The sequence below is a fragment of the Polynucleobacter kasalickyi genome (assembly GCF_900176405.1).
GTDB lineage: Bacteria > Pseudomonadota > Gammaproteobacteria > Burkholderiales > Burkholderiaceae > Polynucleobacter > Polynucleobacter kasalickyi.
In genome coordinates this window covers 20,576-45,604 of record NZ_FWXJ01000004.1, presented here as the reverse complement: position 1 = coordinate 45,604, position 25,029 = coordinate 20,576, and the positions used below count along the sequence as shown (strand labels likewise).

Annotated in this window: 22 protein-coding genes; 6 read left to right on the top strand and 16 right to left on the bottom strand. The window is 40.0% G+C overall.

Features of this window, described 5'->3' with window-relative positions; genetic code table 11:
- Positions 1-3: 3 nt before the first annotated feature.
- Positions 4-1,401, bottom strand: a complete 1,398-nt coding sequence (locus B8983_RS04875) for an acyclic terpene utilization AtuA family protein (RefSeq protein ID WP_084283019.1) — start codon at positions 1,399-1,401, stop codon at positions 4-6.
- Between the two features lie 41 nt (positions 1,402-1,442).
- Positions 1,443-1,748, bottom strand: coding sequence for a DUF4387 domain-containing protein (locus tag B8983_RS04870; RefSeq protein ID WP_084283018.1), 306 nt, complete (start codon positions 1,746-1,748; stop codon positions 1,443-1,445).
- Between the two features lie 173 nt (positions 1,749-1,921).
- Here B8983_RS04870 and B8983_RS04865 point away from each other — a divergent pair, with 173 nt between their 5' ends.
- From B8983_RS04865 to B8983_RS04855, 3 genes are read left to right on the top strand one after another with little or no spacing between them, the layout of a single operon-like run.
- A complete protein-coding gene (locus B8983_RS04865; RefSeq protein WP_084283017.1) occupies positions 1,922-3,640 on the top strand; it encodes a thiamine pyrophosphate-binding protein in 1,719 nt (572 codons plus the stop codon).
- Entirely contained in the window at positions 3,630-4,523 is an 894-nt protein-coding gene (locus B8983_RS04860; protein ID WP_159460815.1) for an SMP-30/gluconolactonase/LRE family protein, read from the top strand. The genes B8983_RS04865 and B8983_RS04860 overlap by 11 nt, the downstream gene beginning before the upstream one ends.
- 12 nt (positions 4,524-4,535) lie before the next feature.
- Positions 4,536-5,411: an SMP-30/gluconolactonase/LRE family protein gene (locus B8983_RS04855; RefSeq protein WP_084283015.1), complete on the top strand. Its 876-nt coding sequence runs from the start codon at positions 4,536-4,538 to the stop codon at positions 5,409-5,411.
- A gap of 4 nt (positions 5,412-5,415) precedes the next feature.
- Here B8983_RS04855 and B8983_RS04850 read toward each other — a convergent pair whose 3' ends face one another.
- The 6 genes from B8983_RS04850 to B8983_RS04825 form a co-directional block, all read right to left on the bottom strand.
- Entirely contained in the window at positions 5,416-5,943 is a 528-nt protein-coding gene (locus tag B8983_RS04850; RefSeq protein ID WP_084283014.1) for a cupin domain-containing protein, read from the bottom strand.
- A 1-nt stretch (position 5,944) separates the two neighbouring features.
- A complete protein-coding gene (locus B8983_RS04845) occupies positions 5,945-6,523 on the bottom strand; it encodes a cupin domain-containing protein (protein ID WP_084283013.1) in 579 nt (192 codons plus the stop codon).
- Positions 6,524-6,534: 11 nt separating this feature from the next.
- A complete protein-coding gene (locus tag B8983_RS04840) occupies positions 6,535-7,506 on the bottom strand; it encodes a Bug family tripartite tricarboxylate transporter substrate binding protein (RefSeq protein ID WP_084283012.1) in 972 nt (323 codons plus the stop codon).
- Between the two features lie 75 nt (positions 7,507-7,581).
- Positions 7,582-8,508, bottom strand: a complete 927-nt coding sequence (locus tag B8983_RS04835) for a LysR substrate-binding domain-containing protein (RefSeq protein ID WP_084283011.1) — start codon at positions 8,506-8,508, stop codon at positions 7,582-7,584.
- A gap of 25 nt (positions 8,509-8,533) precedes the next feature.
- Entirely contained in the window at positions 8,534-10,741 is a 2,208-nt protein-coding gene (locus B8983_RS04830) for a xanthine dehydrogenase family protein molybdopterin-binding subunit (RefSeq protein WP_084283010.1), read from the bottom strand.
- Positions 10,742-10,750: 9 nt separating this feature from the next.
- Complete coding sequence (locus tag B8983_RS04825) at positions 10,751-11,221, bottom strand: (2Fe-2S)-binding protein (protein ID WP_084283009.1); 471 nt, start codon at positions 11,219-11,221, stop codon at positions 10,751-10,753.
- 285 nt (positions 11,222-11,506) lie between these two features.
- Here B8983_RS04825 and B8983_RS04820 point away from each other — a divergent pair, with 285 nt between their 5' ends.
- Positions 11,507-12,496, top strand: a complete 990-nt coding sequence (locus B8983_RS04820) for a tripartite tricarboxylate transporter substrate binding protein (RefSeq protein ID WP_084283008.1) — start codon at positions 11,507-11,509, stop codon at positions 12,494-12,496.
- Positions 12,497-12,505: 9 nt separating this feature from the next.
- On the top strand, positions 12,506-13,420 hold the full coding sequence (locus B8983_RS04815) for a polysaccharide deacetylase family protein (protein WP_084283007.1): 915 nt from the start codon (positions 12,506-12,508) through the stop codon (positions 13,418-13,420).
- Positions 13,421-13,491: 71 nt separating this feature from the next.
- On the opposite strand, the gene B8983_RS04810 is transcribed toward B8983_RS04815, so the two are convergent.
- From B8983_RS04810 to B8983_RS04775, 8 genes are all read right to left on the bottom strand, one after another.
- Complete coding sequence (locus B8983_RS04810) at positions 13,492-14,478, bottom strand: ADP-ribosylglycohydrolase family protein (RefSeq protein ID WP_084283006.1); 987 nt, start codon at positions 14,476-14,478, stop codon at positions 13,492-13,494.
- A 567-nt stretch (positions 14,479-15,045) separates the two neighbouring features.
- On the bottom strand, positions 15,046-16,371 hold the full coding sequence (locus B8983_RS04805; RefSeq protein ID WP_084283005.1) for a vWA domain-containing protein: 1,326 nt from the start codon (positions 16,369-16,371) through the stop codon (positions 15,046-15,048).
- A gap of 236 nt (positions 16,372-16,607) precedes the next feature.
- A complete protein-coding gene (locus B8983_RS04800; protein WP_084283004.1) occupies positions 16,608-17,474 on the bottom strand; it encodes a MerR family transcriptional regulator in 867 nt (288 codons plus the stop codon).
- Positions 17,475-18,011: 537 nt separating this feature from the next.
- Positions 18,012-19,073: an STAS-like domain-containing protein gene (locus B8983_RS04795; protein ID WP_143736102.1), complete on the bottom strand. Its 1,062-nt coding sequence runs from the start codon at positions 19,071-19,073 to the stop codon at positions 18,012-18,014.
- Positions 19,074-19,359: 286 nt separating this feature from the next.
- A complete protein-coding gene (gene cynS / locus B8983_RS04790; RefSeq protein ID WP_084283002.1) occupies positions 19,360-19,803 on the bottom strand; it encodes a cyanase in 444 nt (147 codons plus the stop codon).
- Between the two features lie 26 nt (positions 19,804-19,829).
- A complete protein-coding gene (locus tag B8983_RS04785) occupies positions 19,830-20,696 on the bottom strand; it encodes an ABC transporter ATP-binding protein (protein WP_084283001.1) in 867 nt (288 codons plus the stop codon).
- Positions 20,686-21,561, bottom strand: a complete 876-nt coding sequence (ntrB, locus tag B8983_RS04780; protein WP_084283000.1) for a nitrate ABC transporter permease — start codon at positions 21,559-21,561, stop codon at positions 20,686-20,688. Before ntrB ends, B8983_RS04785 begins: the two co-directional genes overlap by 11 nt.
- A gap of 14 nt (positions 21,562-21,575) precedes the next feature.
- Positions 21,576-22,949: a CmpA/NrtA family ABC transporter substrate-binding protein gene (locus tag B8983_RS04775; protein WP_084282999.1), complete on the bottom strand. Its 1,374-nt coding sequence runs from the start codon at positions 22,947-22,949 to the stop codon at positions 21,576-21,578.
- 348 nt (positions 22,950-23,297) lie between these two features.
- On the opposite strand from B8983_RS04775, the gene B8983_RS04770 reads away from it, so the two are divergent.
- Positions 23,298-24,986, top strand: coding sequence for a GMC family oxidoreductase (locus tag B8983_RS04770; RefSeq protein WP_159460814.1), 1,689 nt, complete (start codon positions 23,298-23,300; stop codon positions 24,984-24,986).
- Positions 24,987-25,029 lie beyond the last annotated feature (43 nt).

Here is a 25,029-nt window from a genome sequence, read left to right as displayed (position 1 = left end):
CTGTCACAATTCAATGACAGTAGGTTGAAACAAATTTTCATCACCATGAATATCAATAATATGGTAAACATTAAATTTATAGGCTGTACCAACGGATATTTCTGGTGGTGTAAATGGGAAGGCAATATTTCCTCCCGTTGATAGGCGATTAGGATAGCCGTAATGAAGTAAATATTGTTTGGTAGTACGAACTACTTCAGATGCCCTTTCCAAAGTTGGAGCGATACATTCAATCATTAAAAAGACTTCATCTGGAACCGATGCTTGAAGAGGTCGATCGGTGACACCATTGATTCCATAAATTCTTGGGTAAAGTTGATAGTCTTTGGGCGTATCCTCGCAAACCAATTCCTCAACAATTTTTTCAACTTCATGAAGAATCATCTCCTGATTCGCAATAAACTTCGGATCAGCAGCACCACATAATAAAACAGCACGTTCACCCACTTTTGAGGAGCCTTCTAGCTTAATCGTTTTTTTCTTTGCCTCTACCCACTTTGCGCCACTAATTCTGCTGGAACGATCTGAAATTTGTTCATATTTTGCTAAATGTAAATCGACATAGCCTTCAGGCTCAATGATTGTAAAAGGGTCATTTTGTTCATAAAGACTATGTGCAGCTATCGATATTGGTAGAGCTTTACGCTGAGGCGCCATACTTTCAAGTTCAAAATAGTCTTTATCTAATGTGGCTAAAATTGAGTCCCTTCCACCAGGCGTACAACATAAAGAAGCACATTCGATTATTTTTGCCATATGAATGGAAAGACCAATATCAAACCCAAGTAAAACGGGTAAGGCTGAAAAAATAGCCGTATCACATGCACGACCTGCAATCAATACGTCGACATCTAATTCAAGTGCTGTTTGAAAATCGGTTAAGCCCATTTGACCAACTAAGTTGGTAGTGAGCGTTAATTCCTCTATTGATAAATCAGGCATGCCATCAACACCAATAATTTCACGGCGCAAAATACTTCTTTCCACGATTGATTTAGGAATATCCCCAGGAATGATGGCTAGTCGAAAAGAGAGCCCTTCTTCTTTGGCAATTTCACGAACTAATTCAATTGTTTGATCTAAGTGTGGCTTAGCACCAGCTGATCCAGCCGATCCAATGATCAATGGGATATCGAGCTTTCTTGCTCCAAGAAGAACTTTTCGCAAGTCTCTTTTAGTTGACTCTCTCGCAGTCGCCATTTGACCACTACCCAAATAATAAGGACCAATATCGATAGAGCCCATATCGCAACCAATGAGATCAGGACAGTTATCAAGACCTCGTTGAAAGGCCGGTGTGGGAATGCCATAGCCTAATTGACCAGAAGCACCTACAATTTTTAAGGGCCGATAAGCTGGTCTGCCAGCAAATTCTTGAATTAATTTTCCAGTAGCACTCATATTTACTTTCCAGTTATTTAGAAATTCATTCTAGATAAAAATTAATCAATCTCAAGATGAAATAATCTGGCATGTTGTTGAGCTCCATACACATCCTTGTCGCCAGGATCGCCGGCTGTAACTTTACGCGGTATGCTAAATTTAATTGCATTTGAAATAGGGTATTGAATTTCTTTAATTTGACCTTCCTCAACACCATATAGTTCAGATATCGATTTTTTGCTCAAATTTTTACTAGAACAAGCACGCTCAAAGTCTTCTGCATTAGCAAACATAATATCTAAAGTAGTGCATCGAGGACCTGCATTTTTACTACGAATCACTTTGGCAATATCCATTAACTTCATGAATTGCTATCTCCTAATAATTTTTTAATACCTTATATTATCATGGCAAAAATAGCTGATTCATTAGTTAGCATAGAACCATATTCAACAAATATAGTTCTATAACTAAGAGTTCCTATACCTATAAATTCAATTTTAGTATGATTGAAGCATAACTATTTTTAGGAGTCAAAATGACGCAAATGACAGGCTCACGCTTATTTGCTGAGATGCTAAGAGATTACGATGTAAGCCATGTTTTTTATATCCCAGCGATTATGCTAGGTGGGCTCGCCGAAATGGAAAACATGGGTATCAAACGCGTCATGACCCATGGCGAAAAATCAGCTGCCTATATGGCCGATGGCTATGCAAGAGCAAGTGGTAAACCAGGTATTTGCATGTCACAACAAATTGGTGGCTCCAATCTTGCAGCTGGCCTACGCGATGCTTATATGGCATCAGCACCTCTGATTGCTATTACAGGTGGGCCTCCAACCAATGCGCATTATAAAAATGGCTATCAAGAAGTTGAAGACTTTAGTCAATTTGATAGCGTAACTAAATTTAATGCCCGAATTGACGACATTTCTAGAATGCCCGATTTAATTCGTCAAGCCTTCAGAAGTGCAACTTCAGGCACACCTGGCCCCGTCCATTTACAGATTAAAGGACCTCATGGTCAAATTGCGAATGGCACAAGCGATTTCAATCCACTAACAGAAAAAAGATTTTCTAAAACTCCTGCCTTTCGTCCCAAAGCCTCTGATGAAGATATTGCAGCAAGTATAGAACTCCTACAAAAAGTCTCTAAACCCATTATTGTTGCTGGTGGTGGTGTCATCTCCTCTGGGGCACAAGCAGAGTTAATTGCCTTCGCTGAGCAATTTGGTATTCCAGTCGCTTGTTCACTTAACGGCAAAGCAGTTATTCCTGATAGTCATCCATTATCAGTTGGTGTGGTTGGATCCTACTCTAGAGAATGTGCCAACAAAGCAGTTTGTGAAGCAGATTTAGTGTTTTTTATCGGTAGTAAAACCGGTGGTCAAACTACGGTCGATTGGGCCGTTCCACCAACCGGAACTCCAGTTATTCAACTCGACATTGAAGGGGTTGAACTAGGCCGCAACTACCCTAACTCAGTATCGTTGAATGGCGATGCAAAGGCTGTTTTACAACAGTTAATCGACTATTTAAATGGTCCAAAATTTTCTAGTTCCAGCATTAAAAGCTTCGCCCCTTGGGTGGAACATACCCAATCTTTAGTAAAAAAATGGCGCGATGATTTTTCTGCATTATTAAATTCGAATAATACTCCCATTCGACCAGAACGTATTTGTCAGGCAATTTCTAATACTTTGCCAAAAGATGGTGTCGTTGTTTCGGATACTGGACATTCTGGGATGTGGACAGGTGCGATGGTGCAACTTCAACACGCTACTCAATCCTATATACGTTGTGCTGGATCGATGGGCTGGGGATTCCCAGGAGCCATGGGCGTGCAATGTGCACTGCCCGATCAAACAGTCGTTTGTTTCACTGGCGATGGTGCTTTTTACTATCATATTGCGGAGTTGGAGACAGCTGCTAGATTCAACATCAATCTCGTTGTTGTCGTCAACAATAATGGTGCCCTCAACCAAGAAATTCCCTTATGGGATAGTGCGTACGGAAGTAAGGAAGCAGCGAGTAATGCAGACTTGAAAGCATTATGGCAATTTGAAACGATTAATTTTGCCGAGTTAGCGCAATCTTTAGGCTGTGTAGGTATTCGAGTTACTGATCCAAATGTACTAGAAGAAACTTTACAACACGCCTTTACTCTTAATAAACCTGTTGTGATTGATGTTATTAGTGATGTACAAGCATTTGCTAAAAAAGCCTGGACACCAAAGGATACCTATGGATATTGAAATTTGCTCCCCTGAATTTTTAGATATTATTGATCCCCACCCGACCTTAGATAATATTGCTCAGGGATTCACTTTTGCCGAGGGTCCTGTTTGGGACAAAAGAACTCAACAACTATATTTCGTGGACATCATCGGCAGTAAGGTTTGGAAATGGAAGCCTGGTGTTGGTAAAGAAATCGTATTAAATCCGTCTGGTCATATGAACGGTATGACCTTTGATCTACAGGGACGTTTATTAGTCGCTGGCTGGTGTAATCGTCAAATACTTCGTTTTGAAACTGATGGCAGAATTTCTACAGTTGCCTCACATTATGATGGCAAGAAATTTAATAGTCCGAATGATATTGTCGTGAAATCCGACGGCTCCATCTATTGGACAGATTCTGCTGGTGGTCTCGTGATCCCTGGGATGGTTGCTCAAGACGTCCAACGTTACCTTGATTTTCAAGGAGTGTTCCGACTATCTCCAGATGGCCAGGTAGTAAGTCTCGCAATCGAGGACTGTACTTATCCAAATGGATTAGCATTTTCTCCAGATGAAAAATTACTCTATGTGAATGACACCAAACTTGCTCAAATTAGATCTTTTGAAGTAAAGGCTGATGGCAGCATGGGGCCAGGTAAATTGTTTTACCAACTTTCAGGTGATGAAGATGGGGTAGCCGATGGAATGAAAGTGGACAGTCTAGGAAATGTTTACTGTACTGGACCAGGTGGAATTCATGTGATTAGTCCTGCTGGCAAACTATTAGGAAAATTAAAGATTCATGGCCACTGTACCAATATGGCCTGGGGAGACAGCGATTGGCAGTCTTTGTACGTAACAACTTTTAACAATGTATATCGTACGCGTTTAAAAGTTGCTGGCATTGAAACTTGGTAGGAACAATAAACTATGAATCGTACATTTGAAAAAATAGCAGGGCCATTTAATAGCAACTTAGGTGGGATTCTTTGGTATGAAGATACCCTTTTATTTAGCTTAATGGATGAACTACTTCTACAACAGTGGCATCCAAGCACAAATTCCACCAATACGTTTCGAGCCTATACTGGGCGCATGAACGGGATGGCACTAGCCAAGGATGGTAGTATTTTTGTTTGTCAAGAAGGTGGTCGAAGGATTATCCAATTACAACCGAATGGTAGCGCGAATGTTACCGCAACGCGTTTTGAAGGATTAATTCATAACCATCCTTATGATTTGTCGATCGACTCAAAAAATCGCGTTTGGTTTTCTGACCCACATAGTGGTACACAAGCATTTGGTCCACAAATTTTTCCGCCATTGCCGCACGCATCCATTATGCGTCTAGAGAAAGATCAGATTGGTCATTGGACGATTCGAAGAATGAGTTTTGATACTGAAGTTCCTAAAGCGATTCTCTTATCAACAGATGAGAAAACCCTTTATGTTTCTGAAAATCCCAGTACTGTTTCAAAAAATAGAGAGTTGAGAGCTTATCCTATCCTAGCAAATGGCGAGTTAGGAAAATATCGGGTTTTACATAGCTTTGGCAGTGATGGGAAACTTATCCATGGTGGAATTCATGGCCTATGCAAAGATCAAGTTGGCAATATCTTCGCTAGTGCTGGAGATTTAGAGTCCGGTATGACACCAGCCATCTATATCTTTTCCCAAGATGGCAATCTGATAGAGGGTATTCCATTTCACCATGGTGTTCCACAACGAATCACCTTCAGTCAAACAAATCCGAACTTACTCTATATTACGAGTAGCGATCGTTGTATCTATCGAGTGACTATCTAACTGTTTATTTCGCGCAATGCGATGAAATAGCGATTACACAGGGTGTTGAAGAGTGATTGCTCCAGGCATGGCGCGTTGCTCTTTGAACCACCGTATCTCCCTCATGCAATACAACAGTTTCCTTATCTAAGATGAGACTGATTTCACCTTTTAAAATGACACAAAGGTCTAAAGTTTGTGTCTTTTGTAAATAGGGATGTAAATTCTGCTCCGTCTGCATAGCATGTTCGGCGTTCACCGACTTATAGAAACTTGCAATTTTTTTGGCGTCAATATTCTCTAACCATACCCTATCAGGTGGAAATTGATAAATATGAAAAATACTGCCGCCAGCTAAAGGTTCAAGCAATTCCGGCACATCATCAATCCATGCAAGATCATGAATAACCGCTGGACTAGAGTCAGTTAACCAAATTTTTTGTCTAAAAAACCCTGGTCGCGCGGGGTCTAATAAAGGATTCTGGAGATGATCATCTGCTAAAGCAAAAGATCGATCTTGATCATTATCGATTGTTACGATTCTTCGTACCATCTCAAACTTCCTCTTTCTTTGGTTTGCCGACGCCACCCATCATGATGAATGCCATTAAACTTGTATCACTAGGATTGGTCCATCCATGCCAATTGGCGAGTTGAACGACAACATCCCCAGGCAACAACTCGCGATGGCCATCATCTAAAATTAAAGTCCGTTTACCACTTAATAAAACACCATAATCAATCGTTGCTGATTGATGAATCGGTGAACTATAGGCATTTTGCCCACCACGATCCCAGGTGTGACCATTTTTTCTGAGTCTAGGTTCATGCAAAGGGACCGCCGTAGTATCTAGAGCAGGATCATAATTCTCTGGTTTACTTGCCGATTGAACAATTCGTAAATGTCCACCATTAGCAGGTGGATCAAATGAAAAAGGTAAATTACCATCATCGCGGGCTCCATCTACAATTGCAGGCAAATTTTCATAAACCCAGATGTCCGTCATGCCTGCACTAGCAGCAATCGTTCCAACATTCACATTCGGTGCATAACTATCGTAAAGAACCCCAGATAAGCCTTGCTCATCATTGCCCGTTACTATGCGTCTAATGGGGCGCATCTTAATTGTCATTTTAAATTTTCTTAAAAAGGTTGAATGTTGCCAGTTTTAATGACTTCACTTGAGCGGCTAATATCACTTTTAACAAATTGGGAAAACTCTTCTACAGAACTACCCATTGGCTCAAAGCCTGCTGCGATTGCTTTAACTTGCACCTCTTTTTGGTGCATTACTTTAACAAACTCTTTATTGAGTTTTTCGATGATATTTTTCGGGGTTTTTGCTGGTACATGAATCCCATTCCAACCCACAATCGCAAAACTTGGGTAGCCTTCTTCTGCCACCGTTGGAAGTTCTGGTAAAACAGAATATCTTTTAGGACTACTAACTGCTAAAGCCTTTAATTGATTAGACTTTATAAATGGTAATGCAGATGGTGCTGGTACAAACATAAAATTAACTTGCCCACCTAACAAATCTGTAACGCCAGCCGCAGCACTTTTATAGGGAATGTGCAAAATATCAATACCCGCCATTTGCTTCAACATTTCTCCGGCCAAATGGGCTGGAGTGCCACTCCCTGAAGAGGCATAGTTTAATTTGCCTGGCTGTGTTTTGGCACTAGCAATTAACTCTTTCAAGGACTTGATGGGGGATGATGCATTAACAACTAAGACAAAGGGTAATGTAGCCAACAAACTTACAGGGGCTAAATCATTTTGAAAATCGTAAGGCATTTTGGGTTGCAAAACACTATTAATCGTGAATGAACCTGTGCTTAAGAGTAAGGTATAGCCATCAGGGGATGACTTTGCAACACTATCTCCTGCAACGATACCTCCGGCAGCTGGTTTGGCCTCAACTACGACAGCCTGCCCCCAGTCCTCCGCAATTTTCTCCCCAGTAATCCTTGCTAGACTGTCAGGTCCCGGTCCAACAATCACCCGCAGCGGCTTTTCTGGAAAATTTTGCGCTACAGCAATGAAAGACGTCATGCACAAAATCAAAACGACTTTCTTCGTGAGAAGATTAATTAAATAAGATGCATCTTTCATAAAGTCTCCTGAATTATTCTTTCAAATCATATCTTTTTATCTATCAACCGAAAAAGAACTTTTCATTCTGATACATTACTTCTCGTTATAAAGAACCCCATTAAGATGCTCACCATTCCAATTAGGGCAAACCATCGTAATAAACTCTTCCATAAAATGCCGTAGGTATTTACCACTTCTCACTTGAATAAAAATTGGAATCGCTGGAAACAATTCACTAGCATCCAAAATGACTAAGCCACTATCACGAATAGTGTCATAGGCTGTCGTGGGAATAATGGCAATACCATGACCAATTTCTACATAGGTTTTAATGACATCTGTATCTGTGGCACTTAGGACAAAATTGGGTTTTAAATGATGCCGTTCAAAAACCTGTTTGATTCCTGAACCACCAGCAAAATTAGCGTCTAAAGAAATAATTGGATATTGTGCGATTTTCTCCAGAGTGATTTTTTTTAGCTGAGATAAGGGATGACCCTCCGGTACTAAGATCGAACGTTCAATCGTTGAGTAAGGAAATAAAATGAGCTCTTCAGGACTTTCATCAAAGGTGGCACTAATACCAATATCTGCTTCACCAGAACAAATCCAGTGAGCTATTTGATGGGGATCAGATTGTCTTAAATTGACACTGACCTGTGGATACATTTCACTGAATTTTTTAATGATTTTGGGGAGTACATAGCCAGCATGCAAATGGGTGGTAGCAACAACCAGTGAACCTTCGTTCTTCGCTGAAAATTCTTCGCCGATTCTTTTTAAGTTCAGGGCATCACTTAACATCCTTTGGGCCACAGCATAAACCTCTTCACCTGGAGGCGTTAAGCCGATGATGCGGTTACCTTTTCGAACTAGCAATAAAACGCCCAACTCTCCCTCTAAAAGTTGTATTTGTTTACTGATGCCTGGTTGAGAAGTGAAAAGTCTCTCAGCGGCTTTCGAGACATTAAACTTGGTTTCAACCACTGCGCACAAGTATCTTAATTGCTGTAAATTCATAGAAGCAGCGCAGCTTATTTATTATTTAAATGAGTGGGTTGTTTTTAATCGGTAAATCACGAATCGGTTTTCCAGTTGCTGCGTAAATTGCATTTACTACAGCTGGTGCTACTACCGCAATGGTAGGTTCACCAATTCCTCCCCAAATTTTATCTCCCGTCGAGTGAATATAGGTTTCAACTTTAGGCATCTCTGCCAGTCTTAAGACACGATAAGTATCAAAATTCTTTTGTTTTACACGACCACGCTCTATGGTGCACTCCCCCCACATTGCAGCACTCAAACCATAGACTATTGAACCTTCAACTTGTGCTTCAATTTGTCCAGGATTGACCGCATAGCCACAATCAACCACTAAAACGACACGGTGAACTTTGACTTGACCTTTTTTATCAACGGATAGCTCAACTACTGAAGCTGAGTGAGTACCATAGCTCATGAATTGACTAATGCCACGGTAGACACCTTTAGGTAGAGGTTTTCCCCAATTGGCTTTTTCAGCTGCCAATTGAAGCGTTGCTAGTTGTTTGGGATGATGGGTTAAAGACTTTCTAAACGCATAAGAATCCATCTTAGCGGCTTTAGCAACCTCCTCCATAAACGCCTCAACATAAAATGAATTTTGTGGGACGTTAACACCCCGCCAAGTACCGACTGGCACATGAGTATTTCTCATTGCCCATTCAACTTTTACATGGGGCGGTTTATAGCAAAGTTGTTGATCGCTCTTAGGGTCGCCATGCAATCCTTGCAACTGAAAATCATCCTTAAATCCCGTCATATTCGCAGTCGGATTACGCCAAGCAAAAATAGATTGGCCGGAGATACGAATCTTTAAGCTAGTTAGATTATTTTTATCATCTAAACCCGCTGATAACTTTGCTTGAGTGATTGGACGATATTGACCATGAGTCATATCTTCTTCCCGAGTCCAGATCATCTTAATCGGAATCCCCGGCATTTCTTTAGCGATTTCCAGAGCACTAATTACATAATCTGAGACCCGGCCACGCCTGCCAAATCCTCCGCCTGGATCATAGCGATTCACAATACATTGATCCAAGGGTAAGCCCAACGTTTTAGACATCGCCAATTGTGCTCCTTGGGGGTCTTGCGTAGGAACCCAAATCTCAGCTCTATTGGCGGTAACTTTAGCGACACAATTCATAGGCTCCATGGTAGCGTGCGCTAAAAAAGGTGCTGAATAAGTAGCTTCTACTTTTTTAACAGCCCTTGATAAATCATTTTCGACATTACCATCATTTCGGAAAACGTAAACACCTTCGTTTGATGTAAGTCCATTTTCTAAGTATGCGTGAATCACAGAATCGCTAGTCAGACCTAAATTCGATTCATCCCATGTCACTTTGACTTTTTCACTGGCAACTTTAGCGTGCCACCAAGTGTCTGCGATGACGGCAAAGGCTTCGTTGTTGATTTGAGTAATTTTTTTAACACCAGGCATCTTGAATGCCTCAGCAGAATCAAAAGAATTAATTTTTGTACCGAAAACGGGGGCCGAAATGTAAATGGCATTTAACATTCCAGGTAATTGCACATCAACGGCATAAATTTTACTGCCGTCTAATTTATCTTTAGTATCCAAACGCTTTAGAGGCTGCCCAACAATTTTCCAGTCCTTAGGGTTTTTCAATGCAATTGTTTTGGCGTCAGGTGGGGTTAATTTTGCAGCTGCTTGTGCAACCTTGCCATAACTGGTACTTTTCCCTGAAAAGGGATGACGAATAATCCCCTCAGTGACAGTTAGTTCGGAAACTGGCACTTGCCATTCGTTGGCAGCTGCTTGCAGCAGGAGGGCTCTGGCCGTGGCACCCCCTCGACGAACATAATCTTGTGAGAAACGAAGACCAAAACTACCAACGGTCAACATATCGCCCCAGACATTTTTTCTGCTTAAATTTTCATTAGAGGATACTTTTTCTGTTTTTACTTTTTGCCAGTCGCAATCGAGTTCTTCGGCCACGAGTTGGGCTAAACCCGTTAAAGTTCCTTGCCCCATTTCCACTCTTGCAATCCGAATGATACAAGTATCATCGGGTTCAATCACTACCCAGGCATTCACTTCAAGTGCGGTATCTTTTGCATCTGATGCAAAAGGAATTTGAAAACCAAAGGCAAATCCTGCGGTTAGGACGGTTGAATTTTTAATAAATTTTCTGCGGGGCAGATTTTGCACTTCAGGCCCTTTTTCTAAATCTTTTGGGATTGTCATGAAAGTCTCCTAAGCCTGTTTATCTTTTTTTGCGAGACCTACCGCCGTATGAATTGCTTGACGAATTCGTTGGTAAGTGCCGCATCGACAAATGTTCGTCATTTGATTGTCAATGTCTTCATCACTCGGATTCGGTTTATTTTTTAACAATGCAGCTGCCGCCATAATTTGGCCTGACTGACAATAACCACATTGAGGGACATCGATCTCAGCCCAAGCTTTTTGGACAGGATGAGAGGCACTTTCTGAGAGACCTTCTATCGTGGTAACCTGATCGCCATCTTTGAGCATCGACATTTTATAAATGCACGAACGCATTAACTGACCATTCAGATGAACGGAACATGCACCACATTGCGCAATGCCGCATCCAAATTTAGTTCCAGTTAAACCAATTTGTTCACGCAGGATCCACAGCAAGGGGGTATCTGGCTCCGTATTTACCTCAATCGTACGACCATTAACTATTAAACGGGTCATCTTTGTCTCCTTATTATTTTTTGAATGTACTCCCCGTGCCCCGCCTCAGCAATTGGTAATAGTACTGACCAAAGCGTGAGCGAACAGGTAAACACAACTACCCTATCTCATCATTCACCAATTCGGTGCAAATATAGGGTGCTATCACCAATTTAAATTTCAGATGCACCCAAATATGCTCGTTGACCCTAGAGACATTACCCAAAAATCAGAAGATACTGTAAATTTCAGTACTAAGTGCAAACCAACTAGCAACTATCTACATGAATCAAATTAAGGAAAAAAATGTCAAATTACTTTAGTAAGTTACCAGCCATCTTTTTGACAACACTTGGTTTAATGACGTTGAACCCCTGCTCAGCAGAAGAGGTTTCAGCTTATCCATCTAAGCCCATTCGTTTAATTGTCGGATTTGCAACGGGTGGTATTTCTGATGTAATTGCTAGAGCCTTGTCTGCAAAAATTACAGAACAAACGGGTCAAGCTGTCATTGTGGAAAACAAACCTGGTGCGGGTACTACGATTGCTGCTGACTTTGTTAGTAAAGCATCCCCGGACGGGTATACGATTTTTTTACAAGATATGACGACCCATGCAATTAATGCGAGTTTGTATAAAAAATTGTCCTACGATACGCTTAAAGATTTTTCGCCGATCACTCTGGTTGCCTCCACGCCACTGATGTTGGTTACTAATCCCAGTTTGAAAGTAAATAACTTAAAAGAGTTTATTGCCTTAGCAAAACAAAAATCGGATTCTTTGTCTTATTCCTCTTCAGGTAACGGTGCGGTTACTCATTTGGCAGCGGAAACTTTTAATCGCATGGTTGGTATTCAACCGGTACATGTGCCATTTAAAGGTAGTTCAGCTTCTACGCAAGCTGTTTTAGCTGGTGATGTAGCCTTTACTTTCTCTAGTATGCCGCCAGCCATTACCTTAGTACAAAGTAAGAAACTAACAGGTCTTGGAGTAACTACTCTAAAGAGAATTAGTTCAAACCCAGACGTTCCAACTCTTTCTGAAGCAGGTTTAAGCGGCTACGATTTCGTTTTATATAATGGAGTCATTGGCCCTAAGGGAATGCCAGCGGATTTGGTGAAGAAAATTAATGGTATCTTTGCCAATGCTGTACATAGTCCAGAAATGAAACAAATTTTCACTAATCTTGGCGCAGATCCCATCACGAATACACCAACTGAGTTTAGCCATCAAATGGCCGAAGAAAGCCTTAAAATGGCCAAAGCTGTAAAAATTTCAGGTGCCCAAATTGATTAAAAGGATGTTATGAATTCATTACCACTCTTACCTAAACACAATCGTTACGATTATGTTCCACTCACTGAGCGCAAAGACTATAGTTGGCCAGGTGGGAAGCGTTTAGCTTTTACGATCACTACGAATGTGGAATGCTTTGCATTTGGTGCGGGCCTTGGACATGATCCAGCCAAAACAGGTGAGCCACAAACCCATCGAAATTATTCATGGCGTGACTATGGGAACCGCATTGGTATTTGGCGTTTCTTCGAATTATTTGATGAACTTGGCATTCCAGTCGGACACAACGTAAATAGTTTGTTATATGAATATGCACCTCAGGTCATGACAGCTATTCGTAATCGTGGTGATGAATTTGTCGCGCATGGTCGCACTAACGCGGAAAATCTCCGTGGAATGTGGCAAGCCGATGAACAAAGAATTATTCAAGAAGTCGTCGATACTTTTATCAAGCATGAAGGTGTCGCTCCCAAAGGTTGGATGGGGGCAGGTGCCTATGAAACATCTTTTACCCCAGACTTGCTAAAGGAGGCGGGGTTTCAGTATTTAATGGACTGGCCAATGGATGATCAACCCATTTGGATCAAGACAAGAAGTGGCCCCATCCTATCAATTCCGTATCCAATTGAACTGAATGACTCTCAGGTTATTATTCATCGTAAACAAGATGCGACTGATTTTTGTGACATGATTGTTGATCAGTTTGATGAAATGATCGAGCAATGTATTGCTCATCCTCTAGTGATGAATATCTCCATTCACCCATACGTATTTGGTCAACCCTTTAGATTACGTAATCTTCGTTTGGCATTAAAGCATTGCTTAAACCATCCAAATATCGACCGTGTGTGGGTGACTAAACCATCGGATATCTCTGATTACTGTTATAGCTTGCCACCAGGTATCATTCCAGGTAGTTACTAATATTGCCTCAAACACAAAGGGACTCTATTGAGTCCCTTTTTTGCTGATGAAAACATCTTACAACTTCATCTTCAGCTCTCTTCTGTCGGGACGAAATGTAACCAGGATTGTACGTTTTTCGGATGAAAATTGTCACCTCTTGGCTTTAGCCCTGTTTTCACATCACAGTTCACTAACTTTTCGACCATCTCAGATGGAATTTGTTTAATCCCCCGAAGTGCTCCTATCAAACCGCCAACAATACAGGCATTAGTATCTGTATCTCCTCCACGCTTTAGAGTATCTGCAAGAGCAAATTCATAGGCAGCGTTTTGAGAGAGATGATAAAAAGCATAAGAAAATGCATTTTTAATAAATCCATCCAGAGGAAATGCTTGCGGTAAGTTTCCTTCAAGCGCTGCATCTAACCAAGATTTCACATCAGGATTGTTATCTGTTAAATAGTCCTTGGCTACGGTTACCGCTCCGAGATGATCCTCAGGAAAAAACATCAGATGGCGAATCGCCAAAACATAGGCCACAGTTGCATCCTGACAATCAAGATGAGGATGGGTCATTCTGACATCTGTCTTAACCATTTTGATGGCATTCTCTATTGTCATATTAAATGCCGCCACTCCCAATGGAGTTGCTCTCATTAAACAACCATTTGCCTTGGAGTCAGAATTAAATTGGAGTGCTCGCTTTTGCAGGGCGCTAGCTAATCCATCAATTTTTCTTTGATCTTTGTGCACATAAAGAGCAGCACTAATTGCCCGACCCACATCAAATGGTTTTGAATCAATCCACATCAGGTAATGATGTGCAACGATATCGGAAACATATATTCCATGATGTTGCCGCAATGAATTCAAAAGGCTGAGCGTTAACTCCCCATCATCTGTAATTTGTCCGGGGGCAAGTCTAAAGACTCCTCCCCCATTTAAAGAAAGTGCATTAACGACATCTGAGTCATTGGGGAGACGATCTAAAAACTTAAACTCCATCACAGAGCCCGCGGCATCACCAATTAAAGCGCCCTTAATTGCACCTAATGCAATTTGCATTTTTTTGCTCATATATTTTCCAAATTTATATTTTTTATTGGTTTTAATTGATAGTGGAATTTTTACATGTCATGCAATTTTGATTGATTAGTATTTTTTCATTTTCACTAGTAAGACTATGAAAAAACTGAGTTATGTTGTTAAGCATTTATTCTTCAATTTTTAAAAATCATCAGTACTAATTTAATTAACATATTTCTGATTATCAATCAAAATACCACCTAAAAGTATTAATATAGGTTCAGCATTTAATGTACTTTCTTCATGTTTAAACAAAGCATTACGAATAACAGCATGACTTCAATATTTTTAAATATGCTGTATCAATAGTATGGGCTTAATCAGAAGCTATTCATTCAATTTTAAAATTCTTCAAGATCAAATAATGAGCTTAAATCAAACCATTATTTAACTTTAAAAGTTTCGGTAGATTTTTATAGTGTTGATGTCAAAGTTAATTATTTTTTTATTCATCCGAAGATTTTTCTTAAGAATGTATCGTTAGAAGGCCTTATTTTTTAATCTGATAAGACCTTCTCCCATTTTTTAACGCATCACACTTCGTTGCAACCGCAACATTTATTCCTCTTGTGATTGACTGTTTCTTCCTTGCGCAGATTTTCTCCTCAAGAATTGTGGCTTGCTCTCTTCAAAGCTTCTATTTTCAAACATCTGTTCATCTCGCTCTGTTAATCGATTTTTCATTAATCGAATAGAGTATTGAAGCTCTTTGCTGGCTGAGTTATAGTCACGTTGATCGACTAATTTTTGGATATACTTGATGGTATTTTCTAACCAAGGGTTATCTTTTGCTCGCTCTCGTAGATTTTGCATCATGCTATCTACACGAACCCAATCACGACGCTCCACATAGCGATTGATCTCTTTCTGAATATCTGCAATTTCAATTTCTTGATAACGTTGCACTACCATCGGATTACTACTGGCTTGGTAATATTCAGATTGGCTCACAATCTCTAAGATTGGCAATTGAACAGTCATAGCATGTTCAACATCATCTGCATCAATCGCACAAATATTAAAATCTACATTTTTACCATTCGCCTGCAGCACCCCCACCTCAATCATTGGAATCGATACCGCTAACCAAACTTCTGAACCAATGGCAATAGAGGGTAAACAATACTGTTGATGCTCATTTTTAATGTAATCATTATGAACTTTTACTTGCATCAAGTTTCTAGATATTTCTACTCTGACATTTTTCCAAATGATATGACTTAAATAACTAATTTCCGCTTCAAAAGATTCTTTAAGATCTTCAACGCGCTGCCCATACCAAGCATTGCCTTGGCCAGCGTTGGCCATTTTTGTCATGAGCGATTCATTGAATCCCTCACCAATACCAACAGTTGTCGTTGTCACTCCGGCTAATGCCAAGTCTTTTACTTGAGCAGCGATTGCATCTTCATTAATCAAACCTTCATTTGCTTGACCATCTGAGAGCAAGATGACCCTACAAACATAATCGTTATTTGTTAAAGGTGCTAAGGTTTCTGCACCTTTTAACCAGCCGCCATGCAAATCAGTACAACCTCCTGTATCAACTTTTCTTAGCTTGTTTGGTAAGATTGATTTTGCTATATTGACATTCATTAATTCTAATAAAACATGAACCGTTGAATCGTATATAACGACCGAAATCTTGTCGGTATCTTCTAATCGATTTAGTAATTCAAGGGAACATCGCTTCGCCTCTTCTAATCTGCCATTAGACATAGAGCCAGATCGATCAATTACGATGGATATAGCGAGTGGAGTTCGCTTTGCCTTTGCTGTTTCATTGGCGCGGATACGTAATAAAATATCCAGCGAATCCATTGAATTGGTGATGACTTCCTTGCGAGTGTTGACGATTACGTCAAAAATATTTTGATTTGACATCTTTTCATTTCCTTACAGAGTTTTAAATAACTTCATTACTGAGGTGAAATTTCAACTACTTTTTAAGGTAAAAAAATCCCCTTGACTATTGCTAGTCAATTTTTAATTACCTAATTATTTTTTACTGGTACCTGTAAATCTCTAAAGCGTTTATTTACTTCAAGTTACACAAGGGTTATTGGGATAACACCTTTACTTAGCACTCATTTTCGCTAGTGGTCATCTTCGGTGATTCATCATTTGTCATCTCCGGCACTGCGTTGAGTATTCTTTTGCAAAGAATTCTGTTCTATTAATTTGATTTTCTCAGCCAGCAGGCTTATTTCTTGAGCCTGTCTCTGTTCATTTTTCTTGAATTCCATCATGAAGTTCAACAATCTTTGATTCGATGTTTCTAGAACTTGACTTATTGAGTACTGAATTTGATCGATTGCCTGTTGTAAATGACGCATTTCCAACTGACTTTCCTTTTGTTGACGATATAACTGTTCTTTGAGTTGAAACATCTTTTTATTGATTTCTTGAATCGAAACTTCAAGCGTTGTTAGGTTAAATGCGTTCACTTCGCGTAAGGACTTCTCCTTCTGGCCTTGGTTTTCAGAAATGAAGAATTTCTTTTGATGCTGGATTAATGTTTCTGCATTTTCTTCGTCATCTAAAAAATCTTTAAGGGAGCGCTTTGGCGGGCTAATTTTTTTCTCATCGGAGAGCCTAGATTGCCTCAATTTTAATGATGGGGTTTGATAGGCGGCAACTAATAACTCGGCGAGATTCGGTTTATGTTGCTGAACAACCAAGTCCTCTAATTGCTTATTTTCTAATGCTTGAATATAGGGTGCTACTTTCGCAAGGGGGTAACCCTGCTCTACCAAAAATCGACTTGCTAAAAACTGTAACAGTTGAAGATATCCATACTCGGCATCGCGACCAATCCGTTTAGGACGAGTTACTAAGCCCTCAGTTACATAGTAACGAATCAATCTTTCATTAATTTTGTCATGATCACCTGGTAGAAAAAGCCCTTGTGCAGCAATTGTTGCCACCCTAGCCAAATCTTCGGAATTTCCGACAAAGTCTAGATTTGATTCAATAAAATAGCCCATATGTTTCTTTATTGTGTTGTCAGCTTAAAATACAGTGAATGGTGTTATATTGACAGTAATTAATGTTACTGTCAATATCAATCTCGAGCAAAACGTAACAATTTCACTTTTTTATTAAGTGTTTTAATTGACACAAACTTTTAAATAGGTTTTCTGAGTTTTAACAATAGACACAGATCTATTGAGATTCTGATGAATTCAATAATTTAACAATTACTAGTTCAACTCAACTAGTTTTGAAAGACTCTGGATAAAGGTTGGTCACAATAAATCCAATGGTTTTTTCCAAAATATTGGCTTTCCTTTTACTTTTAATAAGCATCTCCTCTTCAGCACTCAGCCTGGAGAATTTTTTAACTTATTAAGATCAAGTAGCTTGGTACTAATTAAAAAATTTTTGCACTTATGAATCAATTGCAAATTTGAACCCACAATCCACGAAATTGGATCCTATAAACTCCACATTTAAATAAACGAAATCATCCACCAATAAACACGATCTGCAATAAAAGAGTTCGTGGGGAGCATAACAAAATCTTATATCCTTGGGGCTACAGCTCTCAACCACATCTTTTCAACTTGCTTAGTCATATTTTTTGGGATTAGTTCAACGTCAGGGTGTTTATTAGCGTAAACCCTAAAAATTTCATCCGCAAAGGCCTGACCTATTTCCTGTACTTCATCAAAATTAAGCACAACCTTTTTGAACCTGTCAAATCTGGCTATCAGCCTTTTAGCTTGTGATCTTGAAACCAAATGCTCCTCCCCATATTGAGCCAACTTCATTGGTACAACAGTTTTAGAAAAATCAAAATCATCGGGAGCATTTGTGTATTCTGCGTATATATCAGCCGTTGTTCTTGTACTGTTGAGAGCAATACTCATAAATACGACTGTACCATCCGGAAATATCCCTTTAGCCTCGTGTAATACATCCTCTTCAAATTTATTATCATGGTGAAACTCTAAATTGTTTGCATTTATTTCAAACCAATCAAACATCCTAGAAGTAAAAAATACGCCTTCACCACTATGTCTACTTGGGTCAGTTGTAAATTTGCCCTTTGACAATTCAAAAAGAGCTTGCCGCATATCTGGCAATTTAAGAGCAGAAGCGATTTTTGCAAATATGCCAATTCCATTGTCAGATATCGCCAAGGTAAAACGTGTTTCTGTTTGACGAGCCCAAATAAAAACCTCACCTCCACCAGAGTGGTCAATGGCATTATTGAGCATCTCTGTAAAACCGTGATTTACAATGTTCAAAACATTTTGTGAAAGATTAAAGTACGGCCTAAAGTCTTTTATCCAAACAATGTCCTCCTCAAGACTATCGATCTCATAAAGTTTTGATACATGTCTTTTATACCCAAGACTAAAAACTGGCCTTGTAGATGGGCCACTTCGAGCAATCCACCCCTGCTCCTCCAACTGATTAATATAGTTATTTGCGGCAACGCGTGAAATACCTAATTCAGCCATGTAATGACGGGTTAAGTCATTGGGATGCTCCATAACATCTTTAGTTACGGTAGCAATGAGACGATGAAGTTTTGATGGTTTAGACATTATTTCCACTGCCAAGTTAAAAACAAGCAATTAGTAAGTTATTTACCCCCAACTATAAACTTAAAAATTCACTCTGTAAAGGCAATCAATAAAAACCATTTAAAAAAGGGCTAATTTCTGTGAAAAAGGTAGATGATCTTGACCATCAAGCTTGGCCTAGTAAATAACTATTTACCCCATTGATTTATTGAGATTAAACCCATAATTGAACAGTTGTAAAAAAACTCTTTGGGCACTTTTTGAAAAAGAAAAAATATCTTTCAAGATGAAAAAAGGCCTATTGAAAAATAGGCCTCTTAAAGTATAAGAATAAAACTTAATAAGTTTTGTAGGATAAGTACTTACCAGATAGCACGACCTGAACGCGATCACCTTTTGGATCTGGTTCACGCTGAATGTCCATCGAGAAATCAATCGCACTCATAATTCCGTCACCAAACTCTTCATGAATGAGTTCTTTAATGGTTGTGCCATACACACTAACAATCTCATACCAACGATAGATCAGTGGATCTGTAGGCACTGCTGTAGGTAAAGAACCTTTATAAGGAACAATTTGTAACCATGCCATTTCTTCATCAGTAAGTTCAAACAATTTACCAGCCACTTCAGCTTGCGCCTTAGTAAATGTCATCTGACCGAGGCATGCAGCAGTGACCCACTCCTTTGACTCACCAATCGAAGTAGCAATTTCACTCCACTTCATCCCTTTGCGAACTTTTGCTTCAATAATTTTTTGTGTAACAACTGAGCGATCCATGTTTTCTCCTTAAATAAAATTTCAAATTAGTGTGTATGCGATTCATCAACGCCGGGTCTTACGATGACTGGCTGATAACCATCCAACCCACCTGAGGCACCTTTAGCCTGTAAATCTTTTGAGCGATTGACCAGAAAATCGACTAAATGGTTTCTCATTGGGTAATACATTGGGTCATGATGTAAGTTAGCTCTTTTACGGTCTTTTGGCAGAGTATTAACTACAATTTCAGCGATACGTGCATTCGGACCATTACTCATTAACATGATCTTGTCAGACAATAGAATGGCCTCATCCACATCATGTGTAATCATAAATACAGTCTGTGCTGTTTCACTACAAATTTTCAACAACTCATCTTGAATCACACCGCGAGTTAATGCATCAAGTGCCCCAAATGGCTCATCTAATAAAAGCATTTTTGGCTCAATTGCAAAAGCACGAGCAATACCAACACGCTGCTTCATACCACCTGACAATTCTGAAGGCTTCTTATTTTCTGCATTGACTAAACCAACCATCTCTAAGTATTTTTTAGAATGAGTTGCAATCTTCTCCCGATTCCAATCAGGATATTTAGACTTCACCGCAAAGCAAACGTTTTGCAATACCGTCATCCAAGGCATTAATGCATGGCCTTGGAAAACTACGCCCCGATCCAAGCTAGGCCCTTTAATTTCACGGCCAAGCATATAAGCATAGCCTGTGGTTGCATCTTCTAACCCAGCTAACACATTTAAAATCGTAGTTTTTCCACAGCCAGAGTGGCCAATAATACAAACGAACTCCCCGCGCTCAATATTAAAATTAATTCCATCAAATACCGGAGGACCATCAGATTTGTAGGACTTGCTGAGATTCTCAACCGCTAAAAATGTATTCTCAGTCTGCATAAGACACCGCCTTCTGTAATTGTGCAAAGATAATATCTAACAACATTCCAACCAAACCAATCATCAAAATGGCAAAGATCACGCTAGAAAGTGCTAAGTTGTTCCATTCATTCCATAAGAAATAACCAATACCAGTTCCGCCAACCAACATCTCAGCAGCAACGATGACTAGCCATGCAATACCCATCGAGATTCGCATACCAGTCAAAATGGTTGGGGCTGCAGCAGGCAGGATGACTAAAAATGCTTTTCTTAAAGGAGATACTTCTAGGGTTTTGGTGACATTAATGAGTTCTTTACGAACATTTGCTACACCAAAGGCAGTGTTGAGTAACATCGGCCAAACCGAACAAATAAAAATCACAAAGATACCAGAGATGGATGAATCCTTAATCGTGTACAAAGCAATTGGCATCCAAGCCAAGGGCGATATCGGCTTAAAAATTTGAATAAATGGATTGAATGCTTGGTAGATGAGTGGAGACATACCAATCACAAATCCAAAAGGAATCGCGACCAATACTGCCAAGAAGAACCCTAAACCCACACGGCCTAAAGAATAAGCTAACTGGATTCCAATACCTTTGTCATTAGGCCCATTGTCGTAAAAAGGATGAGATAACTGTTTTACAAAAGTTTGTCCCATTTGCGTCAGCGTTGGAAAGCCAGACTTCGGCACGGAGTCCATACTATTGCCACCATCACTACTTTGCCCCATGAGTGCCTGGTATTCGCTACTAGTAGTAGATGCTACCGGTGCTGCTACTTTTTTAGGTGCAGTTGCAATGTGCCATACGAACAAAATAAACAACAAAATTAATACCGAAAGTATCGACCCTTTCGTTTTGATCGAAAGTTTTTTCATATCTAACCCTTACTTTATGCTTTAACTGATGGAAACGACTTTAAATAGGCTGCAGGTTGAGTAGGGTCAAATTCTTTACCCATAATCTTCACTTTTTTGTAACCTGACTTTGCGTCTGCTGGGACTGCAACTCCAATTTCATTCATATATTTTTTGGCATCTGTCAGCAAAAATACTTTTTCTGAAATATCTTTGTAATTCACATCCCCCTTCACATAACCCCAGCGTTGCATTTGGGTTAACATCCAAGTCGCCATCGAATACCAAGGAATCGGGTTAAAGTCGATACGATCTGGTACATTTTGAACATTTCCTAGACCATCAGCAAACTTACCTGTTAACACTTGCATCACGACTGTTTCAGGTTGATTAAGATAATTTGCCGGTGAAATAACTTTGGCAATCAGCGGCCGATTCGCAGGATCACGTGCCATCGTAGAAGCATTTAAAACTGCGCGATAAAGAGCCGCAAATGTATTTGGATTTTTCTTAATAAACTCTTCAGAGGTACCAAAAGCACAACAAGGATGACCATCCCAAATTTCTTTCGTCAGAATATGAATAAATCCAACTTCATCAAAAACGGCTCTTTGGTTAAATGGATCAGGCCCTAGGAAGCCGTCAATATTGCCAGCTCTTAAGTTTGCAACCATTTCTGGTGGAGGAGTTACACGAATTTGAATATCACGATCTGGATCAAGTCCTGCTTGCGCCACATAGTATCGTAGTAAAAAGTTATGCATGGAGTACTCAAACGGTACTGCAAATTTCATCCCTTTCCACATCTTCGGGTCACGCTTATCTTTATGCTTATTTGCCAAAGTAATCGCTTGACCGTTGACGTTTTGAATAGTTGCAACTCTCATTGGATTCGGATCAGACCCAAGCCCCATTGACATAGAGATAGGCATTGGTGATAGAAAATGGGAAGCATCATGTTCCTTGTTCAGCATCTTATCTCTGATTAAAGCCCACCCAGCTGTTTTATTGAGCGTGACATTTAAGCCCTGCTTTTTATAAAAACCCAAAGGATCAGCCATGATTAAGGGTGTTGCGCAGGTAATGGCAATAAAACCAATTTTTAAATCAGTCTTTTCCAATGGCGCTTTTTCTTGTGCCATCGCTTGTAAAGTTTCAATCGGCAAAAATCCAGATAAAGCGCTCATTGCACCACCAGTACCGACTGCCTTTAAGAAAGCACGTCTTCGACTTTCTTGGGGAAATAAGGCCTTCACTAAGCTTGCTTCCACAAAATCTGCACTGGCTTTTTCTTCATCAACTTTAAAAGATAAATCGTTGTTATGTTCTGCATCTGAAGCATGTCTTCCACAACTACAATGGCTACTAAATAAGGGACGTTCAGAATCGTAAGGACGATAAGTATTCATCAAAAACTCCTGTGCATGTAATAAAGCAAATGTGATTAAGCATCAATATGGTGATTATTCGCTATTCCACCCCTTCAAAACTTCAATTTATGCACCAACATTTACCAACAGCCCCATTTCGCACCAAATAAATTAATTTTTCACCAAGTTGGTGTTTTTATACAATTTATCGTTTGTTATCGCTCCTTTAAAACTACAGAGCCATGAAAAAAATCAAAGAAAATCAATTACTTTTAATCAATCATCGGTCCCAGACTAGCCTGATGATGCCCACCTGAAGGGTTCAAGTTTTGGTTCGAGCAAAAAATCACATAAAATTCAAGAATGATAAAAATAAAGGAGACTAGGATGAATACTCATTACGACTATGTAATTATTGGAGCAGGAGTTGCTGGCTGTGTTTTAGCTGCGAGATTAACCGAAAATCCCAATACTAGAGTTCTACTGATTGAAGCTGGGAAAGACACCCCTCCCGGCAAAGAACCTGAAGATATCCTAGATAACTATCCGACCTCTTATTACAACAAGTCGTACATCTGGCCTAACTTCAAGGTGTCATGGCGCAAGGCTGAAAATGGCATGAGTAATTTTCCACAGGGGAAAATTATGGGCGGTGGGGGCTCACTGATGGGCATGGTATCTCTTAGGGGAACTCCAGCTGATTATGCAGAATGGGTTAATTGCGGAGCAAAAAATTGGGCATGGGAAGATGTTTTACCCTACTTTAAAAAATTAGAGACTGATATTGATTTTTCCAATGAGATGCACGGGACAAGTGGACCAATCCCAATTCGGCGCCTATCGAAAGAGCAATGGCCACCACTCACAAAAGCGATTGCCAAATATTCTGAACAGCACAATATTCCACTCATTGGTGATCCAAATGCTGACTTTAGAGATGGCTATGGATCAACGCCAATTTGTAATACCCCACATCAACGAGCATCTACAGCACTCAGGTATATCACTCCTCAAGTTAGACAGCGTACTAACTTAACCATGGTTCATGAAACGCAAGTAGAAAAGATTCTATTTGATGGGACGCGAGCAACTGGGGTTCTCGCCAAAAACCCAAGTGGAGAAATAACCTATCAGGGAAACGAAATATTAGTGAGTAGTGGCGGGATTTTTTCACCCGCACTATTGATGCGATCTGGGATTGGCGATGCCTCGCTCTTACAAAACTTACAAATCCCTGTTGTTGCTAACCGTCCTGGGGTAGGACAAAACTTACAAAATCACCCCATTCTATTTATCGGCTTTCATCTCAAAAAAAATGCTCGGCAAGATTCTTCTTTAAGAACGCACCCCAGTGCAAGCTTACGTTATTCTTCCCAACTGCCAGACTGCCCACCAGGTGATCTGTATGTAAATGTGCAAAGTAAGACTTCTTGGAACGCGATGGGACTGCAGATAGGTAATTTAGCGCCCTGTGTATTACGCCCAAAATCTACCGGGCATGTGACCATTCAAAGTCCACACAGTAAAGACCACCCCATCACAGAATTTAACTTTCTGAGCGATCCTGCGGATATCACCAGAATGATGATGGCTTTCACGAAGGCCGTAGAAATTTTGGCTGACTCTGAAATCAAAAGAATGATGGGCAAGCCATTCCCAGTGAGATTTTCAGATCGTTTGAGACAGTTGAACGAATACAACCCTCAAAATTTCACGAAAGCTAATCGCCTCGCTACCCTTCTCAATATTTTGCCAGGTATTAGCGACTTTGTTTTAAGCCGATTAACCGGTGATGCAATTGATTTAGATGCACTAATCAAAAACCCTCAAGATTTAGCACAACATGTTCAAAAAAACATTGCGGGTATGTTTCATCCTGTAGGCTCCTGCCGAATGGGTGATAGTGAGGACCCGATGGCCGTTGTGGACTCGACAGGCAAAGTTTACGGCGTACAAAACTTACGCGTCGTTGACGCTTCCATCATGCCGAATTTAATTGCTGGCAATACGAACATTCCAACGATTATGGTTGCTGAAAAAATTGCTGATGAATTAGTCAAGAACTCTTCGAACTAAGATGATGCTTGTGCCTAGGTAATAATAGCTCTCAAGGCGTCGG

What these genes read in the sequence shown, in the direction of transcription:
- B8983_RS04875 (WP_084283019.1), bottom strand. Translation starts at nt 1,401, where the DNA reads ATGAGTGCTACTGGAAAATTAATTCAAGAATTTGCTGGCAGACCAGCT.
- B8983_RS04870 (WP_084283018.1), bottom strand. Translation starts at nt 1,748, where the DNA reads ATGAAGTTAATGGATATTGCCAAAGTGATTCGTAGTAAAAATGCAGGT.
- B8983_RS04865 (WP_084283017.1), top strand. Translation starts at nt 1,922, where the DNA reads ATGACGCAAATGACAGGCTCACGCTTATTTGCTGAGATGCTAAGAGAT.
- B8983_RS04860 (WP_159460815.1), top strand. Translation starts at nt 3,630, where the DNA reads ATGGATATTGAAATTTGCTCCCCTGAATTTTTAGATATTATTGATCCC.
- B8983_RS04855 (WP_084283015.1), top strand. Translation starts at nt 4,536, where the DNA reads ATGAATCGTACATTTGAAAAAATAGCAGGGCCATTTAATAGCAACTTA.
- B8983_RS04850 (WP_084283014.1), bottom strand. Translation starts at nt 5,943, where the DNA reads ATGGTACGAAGAATCGTAACAATCGATAATGATCAAGATCGATCTTTT.
- B8983_RS04845 (WP_084283013.1), bottom strand. Translation starts at nt 6,523, where the DNA reads ATGACAATTAAGATGCGCCCCATTAGACGCATAGTAACGGGCAATGAT.
- B8983_RS04840 (WP_084283012.1), bottom strand. Translation starts at nt 7,506, where the DNA reads ATGAAAGATGCATCTTATTTAATTAATCTTCTCACGAAGAAAGTCGTT.
- B8983_RS04835 (WP_084283011.1), bottom strand. Translation starts at nt 8,508, where the DNA reads ATGAATTTACAGCAATTAAGATACTTGTGCGCAGTGGTTGAAACCAAG.
- B8983_RS04830 (WP_084283010.1), bottom strand. Translation starts at nt 10,741, where the DNA reads ATGACAATCCCAAAAGATTTAGAAAAAGGGCCTGAAGTGCAAAATCTG.
- B8983_RS04825 (WP_084283009.1), bottom strand. Translation starts at nt 11,221, where the DNA reads ATGACCCGTTTAATAGTTAATGGTCGTACGATTGAGGTAAATACGGAG.
- B8983_RS04820 (WP_084283008.1), top strand. Translation starts at nt 11,507, where the DNA reads ATGTCAAATTACTTTAGTAAGTTACCAGCCATCTTTTTGACAACACTT.
- B8983_RS04815 (WP_084283007.1), top strand. Translation starts at nt 12,506, where the DNA reads ATGAATTCATTACCACTCTTACCTAAACACAATCGTTACGATTATGTT.
- B8983_RS04810 (WP_084283006.1), bottom strand. Translation starts at nt 14,478, where the DNA reads ATGAGCAAAAAAATGCAAATTGCATTAGGTGCAATTAAGGGCGCTTTA.
- B8983_RS04805 (WP_084283005.1), bottom strand. Translation starts at nt 16,371, where the DNA reads ATGTCAAATCAAAATATTTTTGACGTAATCGTCAACACTCGCAAGGAA.
- B8983_RS04800 (WP_084283004.1), bottom strand. Translation starts at nt 17,474, where the DNA reads ATGGGCTATTTTATTGAATCAAATCTAGACTTTGTCGGAAATTCCGAA.
- cynS (WP_084283002.1), bottom strand. Translation starts at nt 19,803, where the DNA reads ATGGATCGCTCAGTTGTTACACAAAAAATTATTGAAGCAAAAGTTCGC.
- B8983_RS04785 (WP_084283001.1), bottom strand. Translation starts at nt 20,696, where the DNA reads ATGCAGACTGAGAATACATTTTTAGCGGTTGAGAATCTCAGCAAGTCC.
- ntrB (WP_084283000.1), bottom strand. Translation starts at nt 21,561, where the DNA reads ATGAAAAAACTTTCGATCAAAACGAAAGGGTCGATACTTTCGGTATTA.
- B8983_RS04775 (WP_084282999.1), bottom strand. Translation starts at nt 22,949, where the DNA reads ATGAATACTTATCGTCCTTACGATTCTGAACGTCCCTTATTTAGTAGC.
- B8983_RS04770 (WP_159460814.1), top strand. Translation starts at nt 23,298, where the DNA reads ATGAATACTCATTACGACTATGTAATTATTGGAGCAGGAGTTGCTGGC.